The organism is Actinoplanes sp. NPDC049668 (assembly GCF_044465445.1).
In the GTDB taxonomy this organism is placed as follows: domain Bacteria; phylum Actinomycetota; class Actinomycetes; order Mycobacteriales; family Micromonosporaceae; genus Actinoplanes.
On the sequence record NZ_JBITLR010000007.1, the window covers coordinates 475,411 to 493,697 of the forward strand.

At 74.6% G+C, this 18,287-nt stretch carries 16 protein-coding genes; 7 read left to right on the forward strand and 9 right to left on the reverse strand.

Features of this window, described 5'->3' with window-relative positions; genetic code table 11:
* The first annotated feature begins 5 nt into the window (after positions 1–5).
* Together ACIBSW_RS30245 and ACIBSW_RS30250 are read left to right on the forward strand one after the other, a co-directional pair.
* The gene (locus ACIBSW_RS30245; protein ID WP_354723260.1) at positions 6–2,702 is read left to right on the forward strand and encodes an AAA family ATPase; all 2,697 of its coding nucleotides are present in this window, start codon (positions 6–8) and stop codon (positions 2,700–2,702) included.
* A 40-nt stretch (positions 2,703–2,742) separates the two neighbouring features.
* On the forward strand, positions 2,743–3,270 hold the full coding sequence (locus ACIBSW_RS30250) for a YceI family protein (protein WP_354723262.1): 528 nt from the start codon (positions 2,743–2,745) through the stop codon (positions 3,268–3,270).
* 58 nt (positions 3,271–3,328) lie between these two features.
* Here ACIBSW_RS30250 and ACIBSW_RS30255 read toward each other — a convergent pair whose 3' ends face one another.
* The gene (locus tag ACIBSW_RS30255; protein ID WP_354723264.1) at positions 3,329–4,843 is read right to left on the reverse strand and encodes a DEAD/DEAH box helicase; all 1,515 of its coding nucleotides are present in this window, start codon (positions 4,841–4,843) and stop codon (positions 3,329–3,331) included.
* A 247-nt stretch (positions 4,844–5,090) separates the two neighbouring features.
* Here ACIBSW_RS30255 and ACIBSW_RS30260 point away from each other — a divergent pair, with 247 nt between their 5' ends.
* Positions 5,091–5,939: a sigma-70 family RNA polymerase sigma factor gene (locus ACIBSW_RS30260; RefSeq protein WP_354723266.1), complete on the forward strand. Its 849-nt coding sequence runs from the start codon at positions 5,091–5,093 to the stop codon at positions 5,937–5,939.
* A 34-nt stretch (positions 5,940–5,973) separates the two neighbouring features.
* Here ACIBSW_RS30260 and ACIBSW_RS30265 read toward each other — a convergent pair whose 3' ends face one another.
* Entirely contained in the window at positions 5,974–6,489 is a 516-nt protein-coding gene (locus ACIBSW_RS30265) for a hypothetical protein (protein WP_354723268.1), read from the reverse strand.
* Between the two features lie 184 nt (positions 6,490–6,673).
* Between ACIBSW_RS30265 and ACIBSW_RS30270 the strand changes: the two genes are divergently transcribed.
* Positions 6,674–9,013: an ATP-binding domain-containing protein gene (locus tag ACIBSW_RS30270; protein ID WP_354723305.1), complete on the forward strand. Its 2,340-nt coding sequence runs from the start codon at positions 6,674–6,676 to the stop codon at positions 9,011–9,013.
* A 58-nt stretch (positions 9,014–9,071) separates the two neighbouring features.
* Here the strand turns inward: ACIBSW_RS30270 and ACIBSW_RS30275 are convergent, their stop codons facing one another.
* Both ACIBSW_RS30275 and ACIBSW_RS30280 read right to left on the reverse strand, forming a co-directional pair.
* Positions 9,072–9,977 (reverse strand): FliA/WhiG family RNA polymerase sigma factor, encoded by a 906-nt coding sequence (locus tag ACIBSW_RS30275; RefSeq protein ID WP_354723270.1) that lies wholly within the window; start codon positions 9,975–9,977, stop codon positions 9,072–9,074.
* A gap of 130 nt (positions 9,978–10,107) precedes the next feature.
* Positions 10,108–10,812: a PIG-L family deacetylase gene (locus tag ACIBSW_RS30280; protein WP_354723272.1), complete on the reverse strand. Its 705-nt coding sequence runs from the start codon at positions 10,810–10,812 to the stop codon at positions 10,108–10,110.
* A 149-nt stretch (positions 10,813–10,961) separates the two neighbouring features.
* Between ACIBSW_RS30280 and ACIBSW_RS30285 the strand changes: the two genes are divergently transcribed.
* A complete protein-coding gene (locus ACIBSW_RS30285) occupies positions 10,962–11,459 on the forward strand; it encodes a DUF456 domain-containing protein (RefSeq protein WP_354723274.1) in 498 nt (165 codons plus the stop codon).
* Here the strand turns inward: ACIBSW_RS30285 and ACIBSW_RS30290 are convergent.
* Together ACIBSW_RS30290 and ACIBSW_RS30295 are read right to left on the reverse strand one after the other, a co-directional pair.
* Positions 11,456–12,739, reverse strand: a complete 1,284-nt coding sequence (locus ACIBSW_RS30290) for a D-alanyl-D-alanine carboxypeptidase family protein (RefSeq protein WP_404799511.1) — start codon at positions 12,737–12,739, stop codon at positions 11,456–11,458. The genes ACIBSW_RS30285 and ACIBSW_RS30290 overlap by 4 nt on opposite strands.
* Positions 12,740–12,741: 2 nt before the next feature.
* Positions 12,742–13,173 carry a hypothetical protein gene (locus ACIBSW_RS30295; RefSeq protein WP_354723276.1) on the reverse strand — a complete coding sequence of 144 codons (432 nt, stop codon included), beginning with the start codon at positions 13,171–13,173 and terminating at the stop codon, positions 12,742–12,744.
* A 230-nt stretch (positions 13,174–13,403) separates the two neighbouring features.
* Between ACIBSW_RS30295 and ACIBSW_RS30300 the strand changes: the two genes are divergently transcribed.
* A complete protein-coding gene (locus ACIBSW_RS30300; protein ID WP_184991273.1) occupies positions 13,404–13,754 on the forward strand; it encodes an Lsr2 family protein in 351 nt (116 codons plus the stop codon).
* Between the two features lie 639 nt (positions 13,755–14,393).
* Here the strand turns inward: ACIBSW_RS30300 and ACIBSW_RS30305 are convergent.
* The 3 genes from ACIBSW_RS30305 to ACIBSW_RS30315 form a co-directional block, all read right to left on the reverse strand.
* Positions 14,394–15,266, reverse strand: a complete 873-nt coding sequence (locus tag ACIBSW_RS30305; protein WP_354723278.1) for an LLM class flavin-dependent oxidoreductase — start codon at positions 15,264–15,266, stop codon at positions 14,394–14,396.
* A 14-nt stretch (positions 15,267–15,280) separates the two neighbouring features.
* Entirely contained in the window at positions 15,281–15,745 is a 465-nt protein-coding gene (locus ACIBSW_RS30310) for a MarR family transcriptional regulator (RefSeq protein WP_354723280.1), read from the reverse strand.
* Positions 15,746–15,845: 100 nt separating this feature from the next.
* Entirely contained in the window at positions 15,846–16,253 is a 408-nt protein-coding gene (locus tag ACIBSW_RS30315) for an ATP-binding protein (RefSeq protein ID WP_354723282.1), read from the reverse strand.
* A gap of 196 nt (positions 16,254–16,449) precedes the next feature.
* On the opposite strand from ACIBSW_RS30315, the gene ACIBSW_RS30320 reads away from it, so the two are divergent.
* Positions 16,450–18,282, forward strand: a complete 1,833-nt coding sequence (locus ACIBSW_RS30320; RefSeq protein WP_354723284.1) for a sigma-70 family RNA polymerase sigma factor — start codon at positions 16,450–16,452, stop codon at positions 18,280–18,282.
* The last annotated feature ends 5 nt before the right edge of the window (positions 18,283–18,287 follow it).

Genomic DNA, 18,287 nt, shown 5'->3' on the forward strand with positions numbered 1-18,287 from the left:
GTCCCGTGGGACTGGTGGGCCGGGTACCCGAGGTGGTCGCCCTCGACCGGCTGCGCGCCGCCGCGGCCGCCGGACAGGGTGCCGCCGCGCTGCTCGTCGGTGAGGCCGGGATCGGCAAGACCACGCTGGTCGAGGAGGCGGTGGCCCGGGCCGCCGCGGCCGGCGCGACGGTCGGCACCGGGCGGGCGGTGCCCGACGAGGGCGCGCCCGCGTACTGGCCGTGGCTGCGCCTGCTCGAGGACGTGCCGGGCCTGTCGCCGGAGTTGCTGAGCGCGCCCGCCGCCGAGGGCGAGTCCCCGGCGGCGCTCCGTTTCCGGGTGGCGCAGGCCACCGTGCGCGCCCTGCGCGAGGCCGGCCACCTGGTGCTGGTCCTCGAGGACCTGCACTGGGCCGACCCGCCGTCGCTCGCCCTGCTGCGCCTGCTCTGCCACGAGCTGCCCGGCACCCGGCTGCTGGTGATCGGGACGGCACGGCCGCCGTTCGCACCCGACGGGCTGCCCGGCGCGGAGGTGCTGCGGCTGGACCCGTGGGAGCCGGCCGCCGTGGGCGCGTACCTGAGGGCACACGCCGGTCCGGGCGTGCACGGCTCATGGCCGGCCGCGATGCACCGGCTCAGCGGCGGAAACCCGCTCTACGTAAGGGAATTGACCCGGCAGCTGGAGCGTGAGGACCGGCTGCGGCACCCGGCCGCCGGCGTCGGCGTGCACACGGAGCTGCGGCGCCTGGTCGGCCGGCGGACCGCGCAGCTCGGACCGGCCTGCCGCGAACTGCTCGGCGGCGCCGCGGCACTCGGCGCCGAGATCGACGTGCCCGTGCTGCGGGCCGCGGCGAGCGACCCGGCGGCGGTGGACGACCTGCTCGCCGAGGCCCTCGACGCCGGCGTGCTGACCGACGACCCGTGGCGCCCGGCGCTGCTGCGCTTCGCGCACGAACTGGTGCGCCAGGCCCGCTACGACGAGCTGGCCCGCGCGGAGCGGATCGCCTGGCACCGCCGCCTCGCCGACGCGCTGACGGCGGCCGGCGCCGCACCGGCCGAGGTGGCCCGGCACCGGGTCCGCTGCGCCGTCGACGCGGGCTCGCGGCAGGCGGCCGTGGAGGCCTGCCGGGCCGCTGCGGCCGCGGCCCTCGACCTCGCGGAGGCGGTCCGCTGGTACGGCCACGCCGTCGACCTGGCGGACGACCCGGCCGATCGGCTCGCCCGCGCCACGGCGGCGTACGCCGACGGCCGCCTCGACCTGGCGATCGCCGACTGCGACGACCTGCTCGACGTGGCCGAGCGCGCCGGGCGGCCGGCCCTCGCGGTCGACGCCGCGCTGGTCGTGCGGGGCGTCGCCGGACCCTTGGCCCCGGCGCTGCTGCTGCTCTGCGAGCGGGCCCTGGCGCTGGCCGGCCGCCATCCCCGGGTCCTCGCCCAGTACGCGTTCCTGCTCGCCGAGAGCGGCGACCCGGGCCGGGCGGCACAGATCAGCGTCGAGGCCATGACGCTGGCCGAGGAGTCCGGGCTCCCGGGCGACCTGGCCGCCGCGGTGCACGCCCGGCACCAGGTCATCGACCCGTTCGAGCGGCCCGGCCTGGTGCTCGAGCTCGCCGACCGGAGCTGCTCGCTCGGCCGGCCGGACGCCGAGCTGTGGGGCCGGACCTGGCGCATCGACGCCTACCTGATGAGCGGCGACAACGCCGCGGCCGAGCAGGAGACCGTGCGGCTCGGCGTGCTCGCGGACCGGCTCGGCTGGCCGCTCGCCCGCTGGCACCTGCTGCGGGCCCGGGCCGCGCGGGCGCTGCTGGCGGGCCGCTTCACCGAGGCCGGCGAGCTGGCGCTGGAGGCCCGCGAGGTCGGCGTCCGGATGCAGGACGACACCGCGGTCCTGCTCTACCACGCGTTCGCGAGCGGGCTGGTGCTGCAGACCGGGGACTCCGGCCGGTACCTGAGCACCGCCGCCGCCGAATGGCTGCCGGTCGCGCTGTCGATGCCGGTCGCGACGGCGCAGCTCGGCCGGATGGCGATGGACGCCGGCGTGCGCGAGACGGTCGAGCTGTGCTGGCAGAGCCTGCGGCCCGTGCTCGCGGACCTGGCGCCCGACGCCCGCCGCAGCTACATCCTGATCACCGCGGGGGAGCTGGCGGCCCGGGCCGGCGACCGCGACGCGGCCCGCGACTGCTACGACCGCGCCGTGCGCTACGAGCGCACCTACCTGAACAACACGACGAGCTGTTACGGCGCGACGGCGAGGTCGCTCGGCACGATCGCCTCGGCGCTGGGCGAGCACGACGCGGCGGTCGGCCATCTCGTCACCGCGGTGGAGATGGACGAGGGCTCGCCGCCGTTCCTGGCGCACGCCCGGCTGGGCCTGGCGCGCGCGTTGGTCGCCCGGGCCGCCCCGGGCGACCGCGGGCGGGCCCGGGACCTCGCGGAGTCGGCCGCGGCCGCCGCCCGGCGGCTGGGCATGCCCGGCGTCGCGGCGGCGGCGCAGGCCCTGGCCGAGGAGACCGCGGGGGTACGCGCGGGGCCGGGCGCGCTGACCGCCCGGGAACGCGAGATAGCCTTCCTCGTCGCCGAGGGCCTGGCCAACCGGGCCATCGCGGCGAAGCTGGTGCTCTCCGAGCGCACGGTGGAGACCCACGTCCGCAACCTGCTGGCGAAGCTCGGGCTGAGCAACCGGACCCAGGTGGCGTCGTGGGTACGTACCGTTTCTCAGCGGTAGCACTGAGTGCCGGCGGCGCCCGGGCGGCGAGGCTTGCGGCATGACACTTCATCTCGAGGCAGAGGTCCTGCCCGGTACCTACCGCATCGACCCGCGCCGCTCGACCGTACGGTTCACGGCGACGCACGTCTTCGGCCTCAAGCCGGTCGACGGCACCTTCAAGATCCGCTCGGGGACGCTGGTGGTGGCCGCGAGGCCGGAGCTGTCGACGGTTTCCGCGGAGCTGGACTCGGCCAGCTTCACCACCGACGACAAGCGGCGCGACGCCGACGTCCGCGGCCGGCGCTTCCTCGCCGCGGACGCCCATCCGGTGATCGGCTTCCGCAGCACCGGCCTGACCCGTACGGCCGAGGGCTGGCGGCTGGCCGGCGTGCTCGGTGTCCGCGGCGGCTCCGCCCCGATGGTCCTCGAGTTGGTGGACGCGACGCCGGCCGGGGACGGCTACCGGTTCCGGGCGACCGCGGTGGTCGACCGGGTGGCCGCGGGCGTCCCGGCGGGCCGCTGGATCATCGGCCGGCAGGTCCGGGTGACCGTGGACTGCCGCGTGGAGCCCGGCGGCGCGGCTTGATCAGACAGCATGAAGCCCGCCACGGTCAGGACCGTGGCGGGCTTACGACGCCTGCTACTTAGCGGGCCGCCCGGCTGCGCGCCGAGAAGGCTGCCGCGCCGCCGCTGGACGACTGGGTGGTGTGCACCGTTGTCGATCCGGTCCCGCCCCGGCGTCCCCGCGAGGAGCCGCCGCCCTGCGAGTGGCCGCCCTGCGACCGGGCGCCGCCGCCCTGGCCGCGGCCGCCGGACCGGGCGGGCTGCTCGCCGCCGCCGCGCGCCGCGCCGCCGGCGCGGGCGCCGCCCGCACCGCGGGGGGCGCCCGCGGCCCGGGTGCCGGCCGGGTGACCCGTTGCCCGGGGCCGCCGCGAACGACCGCCGCCGCCGGTGGACGCGGGCTCCGGCTCGGCCACCGGCGAGACCGGCGCGCTGAAGGTGCGCTCGCCCGGCGCCAGCTGCGCGAGCAGGGCGTCGCCCGGGCGGGTCTTCGTCGTGGTGGGCTTGATGCCCGCCTTGCGGGTCAGGTCGCGCACGTCGCTCTGCTGGTCGTCGGTCATCAGCGTGATGACCGTGCCCTGCGCGCCGGCCCGGGCGGTACGGCCCGAGCGGTGCAGGTACGCCTTGTGCTCGACGGGCGGGTCGGCGTGGATGACCAGCGCGACGTCGTCGACGTGGATGCCGCGGGCCGCGATGTCCGTCGCGACCAGCGTCTGCGCGCTGCCGTCGGAGAACGCCGACAGGTTGCGGTTGCGCGCGTTCTGCGCCAGGTTGCCGTGCAGCTCCACCGCGGGCACGCCGGCCTGGACCAGCTGACGGGTGAGCGTCTTCGCCCGGCGCTTGGTGCGGGTGAAGATGACCGTGCGGCCCGGCGCCGCCACCAGGTCCACGAGCACCGGGAAGCGGTCGTCGTGGCGCACGTGCAGCACGTGGTGGGCCATCTCGACCGGCGCCTCGGCCGCCGCGTCGACGTGGTGTGTGACCGGCTTGCTCATGAAGCGCTTGACCAGCACGTCCACGCCGCCGTCCAGCGTCGCGGAGAAGAGCATGCGCTGGCCCTCGCGGGGCGTCGCGTCCATCAGGCGGCGTACCACCGGCAGGAAGCCGAGGTCGGCCATGTGGTCGGCCTCGTCCAGCACGGTGATCTCGACGGAGTCGAGGCTGGCGTAGCCCTGCTGCAGGTGGTCGGCGAGCCGGCCGGGGCAGGCGACGAGCACGTCGACCCCCGCCTTGAGGCCGCGGATCTGCGGGTTCGCGCCGACCCCGCCGAAGACGGTGAGGGTGCGCAGGCCGAGCACCTCGGCGAGCGGGGCGAGGGTCGCCTCGATCTGGGTGGCGAGCTCGCGGGTCGGCGCCAGGATCAGCGCGCGGGGCCGCATCGGGCGCCGGGGCGCCTTGCTCGCCGCGAGGCGGGCGAGGACGGGCAGCACGAAGGCGTACGTCTTGCCGGAGCCGGTACGGCCGCGGCCGAGCACGTCGCGGCCGGCGAGCGAGTCGGGCAGCGTGGCTGCCTGGATCGGGAAGGGGGTTTCGATGCCGCGGGCGGCAAGAGCCGCGGCGAGCTTGGTGGGCACGCCGAGGTCTGTGAACGAGGACATGTAGGTGAGAACTCCGAAGTTCGAAGGGGTCGTCCTGCCCGGCGCAGACCTACACGGTCGCGGCGCGTGGTGGTCGATCCAAAGACGGCCCGAGGCAGAACTGGGCGGGCCGTGAGATCAAGTGTACGCGGTGATCGCTGCAACCTCGCTGCACCCGAGTGTGACCTGCCCTGCACCTGTGGGCCGCGACCTTTCTCGTCAGTGCCGGATTCCCCCCACCGGCCGGGTACTGCGAGGAGTGACCCCCATGAGCGGAGAACCCGCCTTCGACCGTCGGCGCGAGGATGTCGTACGAGCGCACATGCCGCTCGTCGGCCACCTGGTGCGGGAGATGCTGGCCCGGGTCCCGGCCCATGTGAACCGTGACGACCTGCTGTCCGCGGGGTACGCCGCCCTGGTGGCCGCCGCCCGCGGCTTCGACGACGCCCGCGGCGTGCCGTTCGCCCGCTTCGCCGCGGCCCGGGTGCGCGGCGCCCTGCTCGACGAGCTGCGCGGCCTGGACTGGGCCAGCCGGTCGGTGCGGCAGCGGGCCCGGCGTACCGACAGCGCGCGCCAGGAGCTGACCGCCGAGCTGGGCCGGATGCCGTCGGCGACGGAGGTGGCCGAGCGGCTGGGCTGCACGGTCGAGGACGTCGAGTCCGCCGACGACGACGTGCAGCGTGCGGTGGTGTTCAGCCTCCAGGGCTTCGCCACGGCCGGCGCGGACGACATGGTCACCGAGCCGAGTCTCGGCCCGGAGGAGATCCTGATCCGCCGCGAGCGGCTGGGCTACCTGCGGCACGCCGTCGACGTGCTGCCGGAGCGGCTGCGCGCGGTCATCACCGGCTACTTCTTCGACGAGCGCCCGATGGCGCAGATCGCGGTCGAGCTGGGCGTGACCGAGTCGCGGGTGTCGCAGCTGCGCGCGGAGGCGCTCGCGCTGCTCAAGGACGGTCTCAACACGCACCTCGACCCAGCCCTCGCGGCCGAGAGCCCGACCAAGGAGGGCTGCGTCGCGCGCCGCCGGTCGGCGTACTTCGACGAGATCGCCACGCGCGGCACCCTGCGGGACCGGCTCGCGCTCACCGGCGTCGACGGGATGCCGGTAGCTGCCTGAGGCCGGTCACAGTGGACCGGCCCCAGGCCAGGGGTCATGCGTTGGCGCAGGTACCGGCCTTTCGCTGTGCCGCGATCGCCTTGTCGGCGCCCTTGGCGTAGAGCTCCAGGCCCTCCTTCGCGGGCTCGAGCTTCCAGGCGTCGCCCTCGTACACCATGGTGTACGACTGCGCCGCGACCAGCTGTTTGGCGATGACGATCGCCTTGTCGGTGCCCTCCATGCGGGCGCTGGTGAGCTGGATGGCGAGGCCCTTGCGGGAGCAGGCGGTGTTCAGCTTGACGTAGTCGTCCTTGCTGATGGCCTTCTTGCCGGCCGCGGTGTACAGCTCCCAGGCGCCGGCGAAGTCGCCGCCGCTGAAGCGGTCGAACACGGTCTGCGCGGCGGCCTTGGCGGCCTCGATGTTCTTGGGCTCCGGGCCGCCGGGTGCGGCCGCGGCGGCGTTGCCGGGGGCCTCGGCCTTGTCGTCGGAGCAGGCGGAGGTGAGGGTGACGGCGGCGACGGCGATGAGCGCCAGCGCGCCGAGGCGTCGGAACGGGTGGCTGTGGTTCATGTACCGCTTAATGTCGATGTGCCGCTCGGCGTAACGGGCGGGGGCCCACGGTGACGGATTCCTTACACTTGCCCGCACGGGCCGTAACCCTGGCCACCATGTCGCCGCCCGGCATCGACATCAGCTATTCTGAGCGTTTCCATGGAAAGCAAAAAAGCCACCTCAAAGGGTGGCTGACCTCGGAATGCTACCACAGCAAGGAGTAGCTTTGTCAAGCTCCGCCGGCAGTACGGAAACACAGCGGAACGACGACATCGAGTCCGAAAAGGCCTACCTCGCGACGCTCTACGGCCGCCTCGATCTGCTGCGTGAGCAGGCCGACGAGCGGCTGCGGGCGATCCTGCTCGAGGCGGGCGGCACGCCGCAGGGCCGATCGCAGCGGGAGGCGACCCGCAGCCACTGGGCCGAACAACTGGCCCAGATGAATGCGGTCGAGAATGGTCTGTGTTTCGGCCGGCTCGACTTTGCCGCCGACAATCCGCGATACATCGGCCGGATCGGGCTCTTCGCCGAGGACCGCGCCCGGGACCCGCTGCTCGTCGACTGGCGGGCCCCCGCGGCGCGGGCGTTCTACCTCGCCACCGCGGTGTCCCCCGAGGGGGTGACCCGGCGGCGCCACCTGCGTACCCGGGGCCGGGAGCTGACCGGCATCGACGACGAGGTGCTGGACCTGGCGGCCGGCGCGGCCGGCGGCCGGGAGGACGTGACCGGCGAGGCCGCGCTGCTCTCCGCGCTGACCGCGCACCGCACCGGGCGCATGCGCGACATCGTCGAGACGATCCAGTCCGAGCAGGACGAGGTGATCCGCGCCGGGCTGCCGGGCGTGCTGGTGGTGCAGGGCGGCCCCGGCACCGGCAAGACCGCGGTGGCGCTGCACCGCGCCGCGTACCTCCTCTATACGCACCGCGCCCAGCTGACCAAGCAGGGCGTGCTGATCCTCGGGCCGAACGCGACGTTCCTGCGCTACATCTCCCAGGTGCTGCCCTCGCTCGCCGAGACCGGCGTGCTGCTCGCCACCCTCGGCGACATGTTCCCGGGCGTGACCGCCCGGGCCGCCGAGGCGCCGGAGGCGGCCGCCCTCAAGGGCCGCACGGACATGCTGGACGTGCTCGCCGCCGCGGTCGCCGACCGGCAGACCGTGCCGGACGACCACGTCGAGGTCGACCACGACGGCTTCCCGCTGCGCATCGAGCGGGCCGTCTGCGAGGAGGCGCGCGAGGAGGCGCGGCGCTCCGGGCGCCCGCACAACCTGGCCCGGTCGATCTTCGTGACCGCGGTCATCCACACCCTGTCGCTGCAGATCGCCGAGCGCATCGGCGCCGACCCGCTCGGCGGCGAGAACCTGCTCGAGGAGGCCGACCTCGCCGAGACCCGCCGCGAGCTGCGCGAGGACGCCGACGTGCAGGCCGCCCTCTTCGACCTGTGGCCGATCCTCACCCCGCGGCAGGTGCTGCGCGACCTGCTCGGCGACGCCGGCCGGCTGGCGTCGGCCGCGCCCGGGCTCACCGACGACGAGCGCGGGCTGCTGCTGCGCGGGCACCGGGCCGGCTGGACGCCGGCCGACGTGCCGCTGCTGGACGAGCTCGCCGAGCTGCTCGGCGTCGACGACACCCTGCGGGCCCGGGCCGTGGCCCGCGAGCGCGAGCAGGCCATCGAGTACGCCGAGGGCGTGCTCGAGATCGTCGAGGGCTCCCGCTCGCTCGACTTCGAGGACGAAGAGGAGGAGGTGCTCTCCGCGATCGACGTCGTGGACGCGAGCGCCTTCGTCGAGCGCCACGAGGTGATCGACACCCGGACCGCCGCGGAGCGCGCGGCCGCCGACCGCAACTGGGTCTTCGGCCACGTGATCGTCGACGAGGCGCAGGAGCTGTCGCCGATGGCCTGGCGGCTGCTGATGCGCCGCTGCCCGAGCCGGTCGATGACCGTGGTCGGCGACGTGGCGCAGACCGGCGAGCTGGCCGGGACGACCACCTGGGAGCAGGTCTTCGAGCCGTACGTCGCGCAGCGCTGGCGGCTGGCCGAGCTGACCGTCAACTACCGCACCCCGGCGGAGGTGATGACGGTGGCCGCGGACGTGCTGGCCGCGGTCGACCCGTCGCTGCGGCCGCCGCGGTCGGTGCGGACGGCCGGCGTCGAGCCGTGGGCGGCCCGGGTGCGGCCCGCCGAGCTGGCCACGGAGCTGATCAAGGCGGTACGCCGGGAGGCGTCCGGCGTCACGGGCGGGCGCGTCGGCGTCCTGGTGCCGGCGGAGATCGAGGACGAGCTCGGCCGCGAGCTGACCGCGGCGATACCGGAGTCGGCGGTCGGTGAGCAGCCCGACCTGCTCAACCACATCGTGCTGATGACGGTGCGGCAGGCGAAGGGCCTGGAGTTCGACAGCGTGATCGTGGTCGAGCCGGACCGGATCATCGCGGAGAGCCCGCGCGGCCTGAGCGACCTCTACGTCGCGGTGACCCGTTCGACCCTGTCCCTCGGCGTGTTGCACACCGCCGATCTGCCGAAGGTCCTGAACGCCCTGGCCTGACGCCGACACGAAAGAGGGCCGGCGCGTTCGCGCCGGCCCACTTCTCGTCGCCGGTGGCTCAGGCGGCCGTCGGGTCCTGGACGGACAGCGGCGTCAGGCCGTGCGCGTTGGTCAGTGCCAGCCGCGAGTGCAGGCTGGTGTTGCCGGCGATCGTCGCGAAGTAGCTGGCACGGCGGCGCGCGACGATGCTCTCCGGGTTCTCCACCTCCGGCGCCAGGTGCGGGTCGAGGTGCGTGTTGAGGCCGTCCTTGAGCAGCGACAGCGCCTCGGCGCGCAGCTGGCTGATCCGGCTCTCGGTCACGCCGAGGTCGGCGGCGATGTCCGCCATCGGCCGCTCCCGGAGGAAGTACTCCGTGACGACGATCTGCAGGCGCTCCGGCAGCGACTCGATGGCGTGGTGCAGGTAGCCGATCTGCTCGCGGCGCAGCAGCATGTCCTCCGGGCCGGGGGTCCGCTCGGTGACCAGGTCGTCCGCGCTGGTGGTGGTGAAGCCCTGCAGCGACAGCACGGTCGCGCGCTGCACGTCGTTGTCGGTCTGGTTCAGGTCCGTCGTGGTGGTGCCCAGCGCCTGCGCCAGCTCCTCGTTCGTCGGCGTGCGGCCCAGGGTGGTGGTCAGCTGCTGCCGGGTGGTGTCCGTCATCCGGGCCTTGGTACGCACCGAGCGGGTGGCCCAGTCCAGCGAGCGGAGCTCGTCGAGGATGGCGCCGCGGATGCGGGTCGTGGCGAAGCGGTGGAACGGGATGCCGCGGGTCGGGTCCCAGCCGCGGGCCGCGGTCACCAGCGCGTGCAGGCCGGCACTGGTGAGGTCGTCGCGGTGGATGTGGTTCGGGATGCGGGTGAGCATGTCGCGCACCAGGTGACCGACCAACGGCATGTGAGTCCGGATCAGCTCCTCCTGCTCGGCGGCGGACAGCGCCGGTACGGCGGGCGCGGTGTCGGCGGCAGTCGTCATGGCGCTGGTCATGTGATCCCCCGTGTGTTGTCCGTGGCCCTCGGCGGATGGCCTACGGCTTGACAAGGGGAAACACTGAGTGACTACGGGTGCGCCGCCCGGTGGCGCAGCGTTGCCTCCCGGTTGCGCTCGTTACAGTCGCTCAAGTAGCCCGGGCGGGCAGATCCGCCGTCGCCAGGTCCCACACGAAGCGGGCCGGCGCGAACGCCTCCGCGTAGCGGACCCGGGCCTGCGCGCCGAAGTGCCGGGCCGTTCCGGTGGGCAGTTCGGGATCGACCGGGTACGGCGCCGCGGCGAGCGCCGCCAGCTTGCGACCCAGGTACGCGGAGACGTCGACGAACAGCGCCGGGGCGAAGCTCAGCGTCGAGTCCACGGCGTAGTGCAGGATCCGGCCGCTGTGCCGGGCGGCGGCGAGCGTGGCGACGGCGGCGGCCCGGTGCTCGGTGTCGGCGTCGTCGGGGGCGTGCACGTAGATCACGTCGGCGTCCACGCCGGTGAGCACGTTCTCGATGGCGGCGACGGTCATGCCGTCCGGGGTGACCGGGCCGGACCCCCAGGGCTGATCGGGACGCGGGCGGTGCACGCGGCGGTCGCCCGGGCCGCGGCTGAGCGCCCGGCGGTCCCCGCCGGAGCGGCGCTCGGCGGCCTGCGGTCCCCAGACGAGCAGGCAGTCCAGCGCCCGCGCGGCCGCCTCCGCCTGCCGGCCGCCGGCGGTGTCCGGCCCGTCGCAGGTGAGCACCAGCATGGTGACGGAGTCGCCGGCGGCCCGGTGCGCGGCCAGGGTGCCGGCGCAGCCGAACTCGATGTCGCCGGGGTGCGCGCCGACGGCCAGCACGCTGCGGGTCATGCCGCGCCTCCGGGTGGGGTGTGTTCTCGACGCACATCGGCCTCCCGGGGTGAATCGGCGTCGCCGAGGGGGGTCGGCGATGCTGAGTCCCATCGGCCGGCGGGCGCTCAGGTTGAGGGTTATGGCGCGGCTGCGGCAGGCTGGTCGGTATGGATCTGACCGATACCGGGACCGTTGTCACGTTGATCGCCGGCGTGGCCATGCTCACCGGGATTCTCGGGGTCGTGATCCCGGTGCTGCCGGGGCTGCTGCTCTGCTGGCTGGCGGTGCTGCTCTGGGCGATCCTCGGCGAGGTCGGCGGCGGGCGCTGGGTGGTGCTGGCGCTGGCCACGGTCGTCGCCATCGGCGGCACGGTGGTGAAGTACCTGTGGCCGGGCCGCCGCCTGAAGAGCACCGGCGTGCCCACGTCCTCGATATTCGCCGGCGGCCTGCTCGGCATCGTCGGCTTCTTCGTGGTGCCGGTGGTGGGGCTGGTGCTCGGCTTCGTCCTGGGCCTCTGGCTGGCCGAGCGGGTGCGGCTCGGCCCGGGTCAGGCCTGGCCGTCGAGCCGGCAGGCCCTGGCCGCGGTGGGCCTGTCCCTGCTGGTGGAGTTCGCCGCGGCGCTCGGCATCGCGGTGATCTGGGTCTTCGGCCTCGTCGCGGCCTAGCGGCGCCGCACCCGGCGGCGGCGCCGCTGGGTGAGCAGGAGCAGCAGCGGGGTGGCGGCGAGCACGACCGCGAGCACCGCGGCCAGGCCTAGCGACAGGCCGCGGTCCGTCGTCGTCCCGGCGGCCGCGGCGTCCGCCCGGCCCGGCGCCGGCGCGGCCGGCGCGGCGCTGCCGTCGACGGCGGTGACCTGCGCGGCGGCGTCCTCGGGCGTGACGAGCTTGCCGACCGAGGCGTCCTTGGGCAGGGCGAATCCCCAGTCCAGCAGCGCGGCGCCCTGCTGCCAGCCACGCAGCGGCGCGGCCTCGGCGCCGAGCACGGTCGCGACCAGGCGCCGGCCGTTGCGCTCGGCGCCGCCGACGTAGCTGTGCCGGGCCAGGGTGGTGAAGCCGGTCTTGCCGCCCAGCGCGCCCTTGTAGTTGTAGATGAGCTTGTTCTCATTCTGGATCTGGAACCCGCCGCGCTTCAGCTTCTTCTGCGCCGGGATCTGTGCGGTCCGCGCCAGCGCGTACTTGCGGAAGTCGGGCTTGTCGAAGCACGCCCGGGCGATCAGCGCCAGGTCGTAGGCGCTGGTGAACTGCCCGGGCCCGTCCAGCCCGGACGGCGTCACCGCATGCGTCTGGTACGCGCCCAGCCGCTTCGCCTCGGCGTTCATGTCCTCGATCGTGGCCGGCAGCCCGCCCGCGCCGCCGCCGAGGCGGGCCAGCGCGTTCGCCGCGTCGTTGCCGGAGTTGAGCAGCAGGCCGAGCCAGAGCGTCTCGACGTTGTACCTGCCGCCCTTGACCAGTCCGACCGCGGAGCTGTTCGCCTCGATGTCGAGGTCGCCGGCCGTGGCGGTCATGACCTGCTTGGGGTCGAGCTTGTCCAGGACGGTCGCCACCAGCAGCAGCTTCTGCACGCTGGCCGGGGTGCCGTACACGTGCGGACCGCAGCCGCCGAGCACCTCGCCGGTGTCCAGGTCGGCGACCAGCCAGCTGGTGGCGGTGAGCGCGGGCGGCCGGGGGCTGCCCGCCGGCACGACGAGGCCGTCGGTGGCCAGGCCGTCGCCGCCGACCGCGCGCAGCACCGGGTCGTCCGGCGGCGGGGTGGGCCGGGCCGGGCGGCCCTTGGGCGGCTTCACCTTGGGCCGGGGGCAGGGGATGGTCTCGACCTTGCTCGCGACGGGCTGCGCCGCGTCGGCCGGTCCGGGCAGGGCGGCCGCCGCGGGGAACGCGGTCGCCACGGCGGTCACGGCCGCCACGACGCGCCGACGGGTGGTGGCAGGGGTGTAGCGCCGAATCACGGTCACCGGGCCTCCGCGTCGAGCCGGCGCCGCAGCAGCTCGGCAAGGGGCATGGTCTCGCCGTCGCCGCCGCCGGCGCCCACGATCAGCCGGGGTGCGCTGGGCGACACGTCGGCGCCCGCGAAGCGGGCCCGCAGCGACGAGGGCACGGCCAGGACGTAGTAGTGCCCGTCCTCGCCGACGGCGACCGACTGGTTCGCCTTGAGGTACCAGCCGCGCAGCCGCGTCCGGTAGGTCGCGCGGCCGTCGAACGCGCGGGCGCGCAGCGCGGTCGGCGCCACGCCGCGCTCGGCGGCCGCCCGCACGAAGTCGGCGAGCAGCCGGCCGGCCTGCTCGGCCTCCGCGGCGCGGCCGGCGTCCAGGGCGGCGGCCTGGCCCGCGACGGCCTGCCGGCGCTGCTCGTGCCAGGCGGCACGCTCGTCGTCGGCGTTCATGGCGACGACCCTAACGGCACCCTGGCGCACACAGCCACCCGGGTTTAGCGGCCGCCCATCCGGATCGGTCCGGGGCCGATTACCCCGGAATAGCAAGGTCGCAATTAGGGAAGGCGGCTCGCTAATTGCCCCGAGTCGGCGATAGTCTGTGAAATCCCGGAGAACTGTTGCGTACGGAGTCGCGACAGGCGAGACTGGGCGCGGTTCTTCGGATTACGTCAGGAGTCGTTATGGCGCGGCAGGTAATCACCACTCTCATCGACGACCTCGACGGAAAGCCGGCTGACCGGACAGTCGAGTTCAGCCTCGACGGGACGAGCTACACCATCGACCTTTCCGAGGCCAATGCCGGCAAGCTTCGTAAGGCGCTGGACCCGTTCATCAACGCGGGTACCCGTATCGGTCGCGGTGGTTCCGGCCGCGGCCCGGGCCGGCCGGCGAGCGGCACCCGGACGGCGGGCAGCCGCGACGAGAACAGGCTGATCCGGGAATGGGCGGCCGAGCACGGCCACCAGATCTCCGAGCGCGGCCGCATCCCGCAGAGCGTCAGCAGTGCGTACCGGGCGGCGCACGGCCGCTGACCGACGGCGGATCCTGATCGCATCGACCGCGGCTATGTCCGCGGTCGATGCGTCGTGTCCGCTACCAGGGAGGCCGGGGGCCGCGCCGGAATCGGCGGGCGCCCGGTCCGCTCGCGCGTGCCCGGTCCGGGCGTACTCCGGGCCGGGCCGTTTGTGGCGCGTGCCCGCCGCGGGCATACTCCCGGCCGCGCCGTTCTGGCGCGAGTCCGCCAGGCGGTCCGGGCCGCGCCGCAATAGGCCCGGCGCCCCCGCAAAGAGCCCACCCGGACGCCGGAAAGGCCCGCCTCCTATGGGCCGGAAAGTCTTCGCGAGTGTTAACACGGGCCGGTGGTGCGTAAAGTCCGGCCCGGCGCCCGTTAACGATGGCCCAGCGTGTGTAAAGCATTGCCCAGCGTGGCGTATAGGGGAGGACCCGGCGCGCGTATTGGGCCGCCCGGCCCGGTAAGTCCGGGCCGGGGCGAAAGGCCGCCACCGTAACGTCGCGCCGGACCGGGCGGCGCCGTCAATGACGGCCCCGGCAACGCCCGCGGCCGGGTGCCGGAGCCGGGCGGCGTTCGGGTTTCCCGCGCCCCGCCCGATCCGGCCCGGTGCCGCGACCGGAAAGGGCCGCAAGGATTCCGGCGAAGACCCGCCTGCGGCTCAGGAAGTACGCAGTTCCGGCAGCATCGAGGCGACCATTTCCAGCACCTTCTCATCGCCGGCATACCAGCCGCTGGCCCGCGGCCAGTGCGCGATGACGTCGGTGAAGCCCAGCCGCGCCGCCCGGCCCACCGCGTCCGCGAACGCCTCCGGGCTGCTCAGCGAGAAGACCGGCGACGTGTCCAGGTTCAGGTAGCGGTCGAGCGTGCGGCCCGCCTCGGCCTCCGCCTTGGTGAAGCGGTCGCTCACCTCCTCGACCGAGCGCCACCAGGCCTGCGGGTCGTCCAGGAAGCGCTCACCCGTGGTCACCCAGCCGTCGCCGTACCGGGCGGCCAGGCGCAGGGCGCGCGGGCCGCTCGCCGCGACCAGCAGGGGCGGCCTCGGGCGCTGCACGGTGCCGGGGGTGCTGCGGGCGTCGACCGCCTGGTAGTAGTCGCCGGCGAAGTCGACCCGGTCGTTGCTCAGGAGCAGGTCGAGCAGCGCCAGGAACTCCGCGAACCGGTCGACCCGGCGGCGCGGGGTCAGCTCCGGCTGACCGAGCACCTCGGCGTCGAAGCCGATGCCGCCCGAGCCGACGCCGACCATCAGCCGGCCCTCGGAGATGTCGTCCAGCGCGGTGATCTCCCGGGTGAAGTGCACCGGGTGCCGGAAGTTCGGCGACGCCACGTAGGTGCCCAGCCGGATCCGGCCGGTCACCGTCGCCGCGGCGGTCAGGGTCGGCACGGCGTCGAACCACGGCCCGTCGACCAGATCACGCCAGCCCAGATGGTCGTAGGTCCAGGCGTGGTCGAAGCCGTACTCCTCGGCCCGGCGCCAGCGGCCGGAGGCCACGGACCAGCGCTCGTCGGGGAGGATCGCGATGCCTATGCGCACGTCAGGACGCTATCTCACGCCGAACGCAGCCCCTGCTCACGACCCGCCGTATCAAGATCAGCAGCCGCGTCGAACGCCTCGAGGGCCAGAACCAGGCCGGCCCGGCGGGCCGGGCTCATCCGCTCCAGCACCTCGAGCAGCGCCGCGCGGCGGCGGTCCCGCAGCTCGTCCAGGAGCCGCCGGGCCGCCGGGGTGAGCAGCAGCCGGACCTCCCGCCGGTCGCGGGGATCCGGAACCCGGCTCAGCAGCCCCGTCGCCTCGAGGCGGTCGCAGAGCCGGCTCGCCGACGAGGGGACCACCTCGAGCGCCTCCGCGAGGCGGCTCATGTTGGTGTGCGGGTTACGGGAGACGATCGTGAGGACGCGCAGCTGCGCCGGCGGCACCACCGGCGACTGGGCCAGCCGGGCGCGTTCCAGGACGCCCAGCAGCGACTCGACGGTCGACTCCACCGCCGCGGCGACGTCTGTGAGGGGCTCCATGCCGGTCCTCTGTGTACGAGAATGTGTGAGCGTCACCGTACCGACCGGCCGGGCGGCGGGCCGCAGGCGCGTCCGGCACACCGCGCTCGCACGCGCGGATTCACCGCACCGTGGCGCCCGCGAGCGACTTCTCGAAGTGGATCAGGCTGCCGCGGCGCGGGCTGGACTGCATCCGTACGTTGTCGGCCAGCGCCCTGATCAGGGACAGGCCCCGTCCGCGCTCGCCGCCGCGGCCCGGCCCGGCCGCCGCGGACGGATCGAAGCCGACCCCGTTGTCGCGGACGTCGATGGCGCAGCGGTCCTCCGCGACGTCGAGGTCGACCTCGATCCGGTCGGCGCCCGCGGCGTGCTCGACCACGTTGGCGCAGGCCTCGGTCAGCGCGATCTCCAGGTCGTTGCCGTCGTCGCGGGAGAGGTGGCACAGCGACAGCGCGCAGCGCAGCAGCCGGCGGACCGTCGGGACGCTGTCGGCCTCGCGCGGCAGAGCGAGTCGTACCGAGATACGCATCAGGCTTCTGCCTCCTTCGTCGGCCTCGACTCGGGTATGTGCCCGCTCGGGGCCGGACCTAACCGTCGGGCGGGTCCGGAACCGGCCGCCCGAAGTTCCTGTTATCCCCGGCCGTTCGGCCGGTCTCCCTTCCTGCAGTCAACAAACGACCCAACCCGAGCGATGATCGATGCCCCACGGAGAGGTCACCACACCCATGGCGTTTCAACCGGACACCGCGACGGTGGTCGCCGCCCGCGCGGGCGACCCGGCCGCGGTCGATCGCCTCGTCGCCGGGTACCTGCCGCTGGTGTACACGATCGTCGGCCGGGCCCTGGACGGGCACGCCGACGTCGACGACGTCGTGCAGGACACCATGCTCCGGGTGCTGCGCAGCCTCGGCGACCTGCGCGACCCCGCGGCGTTCCGGTCCTGGCTGGTGGCGATCACCGTGCGCCGGATCCGCGACCGGCACCGGGTCCGCCGGTCGGCGCCGGACGTGCTGCTCCCCGACGACGTGCGCGACCCGGGCGCCGACTTCACCGACCTGGCGATCACCCGCCTGGAGCTGTCCGGGCAGCGCCGCGAGACCGCCGAGGCCACCCGCTGGCTGGACGAGGACAACCGCGAGCTGCTCTCGCTGTGGTGGCTGGAGGCGTCCGGCGAGCTCACCCGCGACGAGATCGTCTCGGCGATCGAGGTGACCCGGCAGCACGCCGCGGTCCGCATCCAGCGCATGAAGGGCCAGCTGGAGACGGCCCGGGTGGTGGTCCGGGCGCTGGCGGCGGCGCCGCCCTGCCCGGAGCTGGGCCTGGTCATCGTCGACTGGGACCGCCGGCCCGGCCCGCTCTGGCGCAAGCGCATCGCCCGGCACACCCGGGACTGCCGGCAGTGCGCGCCGGCCTGGTCGAACCTGGTCGCGGCGGAGCGGCTGCTGGTCGGGATGGCGCTCGTTCCGCTGCCGCACGCGTACGGCGGCGGGCCGGCCGCCACCGGTGCGCACGCCGCCGCGTCGGCGGCCCCAGGCAAGGCGGTCGCCGGCCAGGCCGCGGTCCGGGGCGCCGCCGGCGTCGGCCGGCGGGTGCTGACCGCCCTGCTGGCGACCGGCGCGGTGGCCGGCGCCGGCGCCGCCGCGGTCGTGTACACCGGCGGCGAGGAGCCGGTCGCCGGCGCGCCGGCGCTGGTGTCGACGTCGGCACCCGCGCCGCGGCTCTCGCTGCCGGCGCCCGGCGCCACCTCGGCGTCGCCGTCGGCCCGGCCCTCGGTGGCCAGGTCGCGGACCCGCACGCCCGCGGCGCCGTTGCCGCCGGCCGGCGACTCGCCCAAGAAGGGCGTCGGCACCTGGCGATTCGACGGGATCAAGGGCGCGCTGCGGGACGTCGGCGCGGGCTGGTACTACAACTGGTCGCCGGACGACGACACCATGCCCGGTCCCGCGGGCGTCGAGTTCGTGCCGATGATCTGGGGCCGCGAGAACGCCGACGCCGCGACCCTCGCCAAGGCGAAGCGGGAGGGCGAGGTGCTGCTCGGCTTCAACGAGCCGGACATGGCCGGGCAGGCCGACATGAGCGTCGAGGACGCGCTCGGCGCCTGGCCCGGGCTGGAGGGCACCGGCATGCGGCTCGGCAGCCCCGCCGTCGCGTTCGGCGGCGACACACCCGGCGGCTGGCTGGACCGGTTCATGAAGGGCGCGAAGGCCCGGAACCTGCGCGTCGACTTCATCACCCTGCACTGGTACGGCTCCGACTTCAGCGACGCCGCGGTCGCACAGTTCCTCGGCTACGTCGACGCCGTCCACGCCAGATACCGCCTGCCGATCTGGGTCACCGAGTACGGCCTGATCAACTTCACCGGCGCGCCGAAGTACCCGACGGGCGCGCAGCAGGCGAGGTTCATCAAGGGCACGACCGCCGCGATGCAGCGACGCTCCTTCGTCGAGCGGTACGCCTGGTTCGGCCTGCCCGCCGTCGGCGACAGCGTCGACTTCGGCCTCTACTCCGACGCCTCGACGCCGACCGAAGCGGGCAGGGCGTACCGGGCCGCAGGATAGGGTCG

Coding starts and splice junctions, on each gene's coding strand:
- ACIBSW_RS30270 (WP_354723305.1), top strand. CDS start 6,674: ATGCTACCACAGCAAGGAGTAGCTTTGTCAAGCTCCGCCGGCAGTACG.
- ACIBSW_RS30255 (WP_354723264.1), bottom strand. CDS start 4,843: ATGTCCTCGTTCACAGACCTCGGCGTGCCCACCAAGCTCGCCGCGGCT.
- ACIBSW_RS30320 (WP_354723284.1), top strand. CDS start 16,450: ATGGCGTTTCAACCGGACACCGCGACGGTGGTCGCCGCCCGCGCGGGC.
- ACIBSW_RS30300 (WP_184991273.1), top strand. CDS start 13,404: ATGGCGCGGCAGGTAATCACCACTCTCATCGACGACCTCGACGGAAAG.
- ACIBSW_RS30265 (WP_354723268.1), bottom strand. CDS start 6,489: ATGAACCACAGCCACCCGTTCCGACGCCTCGGCGCGCTGGCGCTCATC.
- ACIBSW_RS30280 (WP_354723272.1), bottom strand. CDS start 10,812: ATGACCCGCAGCGTGCTGGCCGTCGGCGCGCACCCCGGCGACATCGAG.
- ACIBSW_RS30285 (WP_354723274.1), top strand. CDS start 10,962: ATGGATCTGACCGATACCGGGACCGTTGTCACGTTGATCGCCGGCGTG.
- ACIBSW_RS30250 (WP_354723262.1), top strand. CDS start 2,743: ATGACACTTCATCTCGAGGCAGAGGTCCTGCCCGGTACCTACCGCATC.
- ACIBSW_RS30260 (WP_354723266.1), top strand. CDS start 5,091: ATGAGCGGAGAACCCGCCTTCGACCGTCGGCGCGAGGATGTCGTACGA.
- ACIBSW_RS30295 (WP_354723276.1), bottom strand. CDS start 13,173: ATGAACGCCGACGACGAGCGTGCCGCCTGGCACGAGCAGCGCCGGCAG.
- ACIBSW_RS30275 (WP_354723270.1), bottom strand. CDS start 9,977: ATGACCAGCGCCATGACGACTGCCGCCGACACCGCGCCCGCCGTACCG.
- ACIBSW_RS30315 (WP_354723282.1), bottom strand. CDS start 16,253: ATGCGTATCTCGGTACGACTCGCTCTGCCGCGCGAGGCCGACAGCGTC.
- ACIBSW_RS30310 (WP_354723280.1), bottom strand. CDS start 15,745: ATGGAGCCCCTCACAGACGTCGCCGCGGCGGTGGAGTCGACCGTCGAG.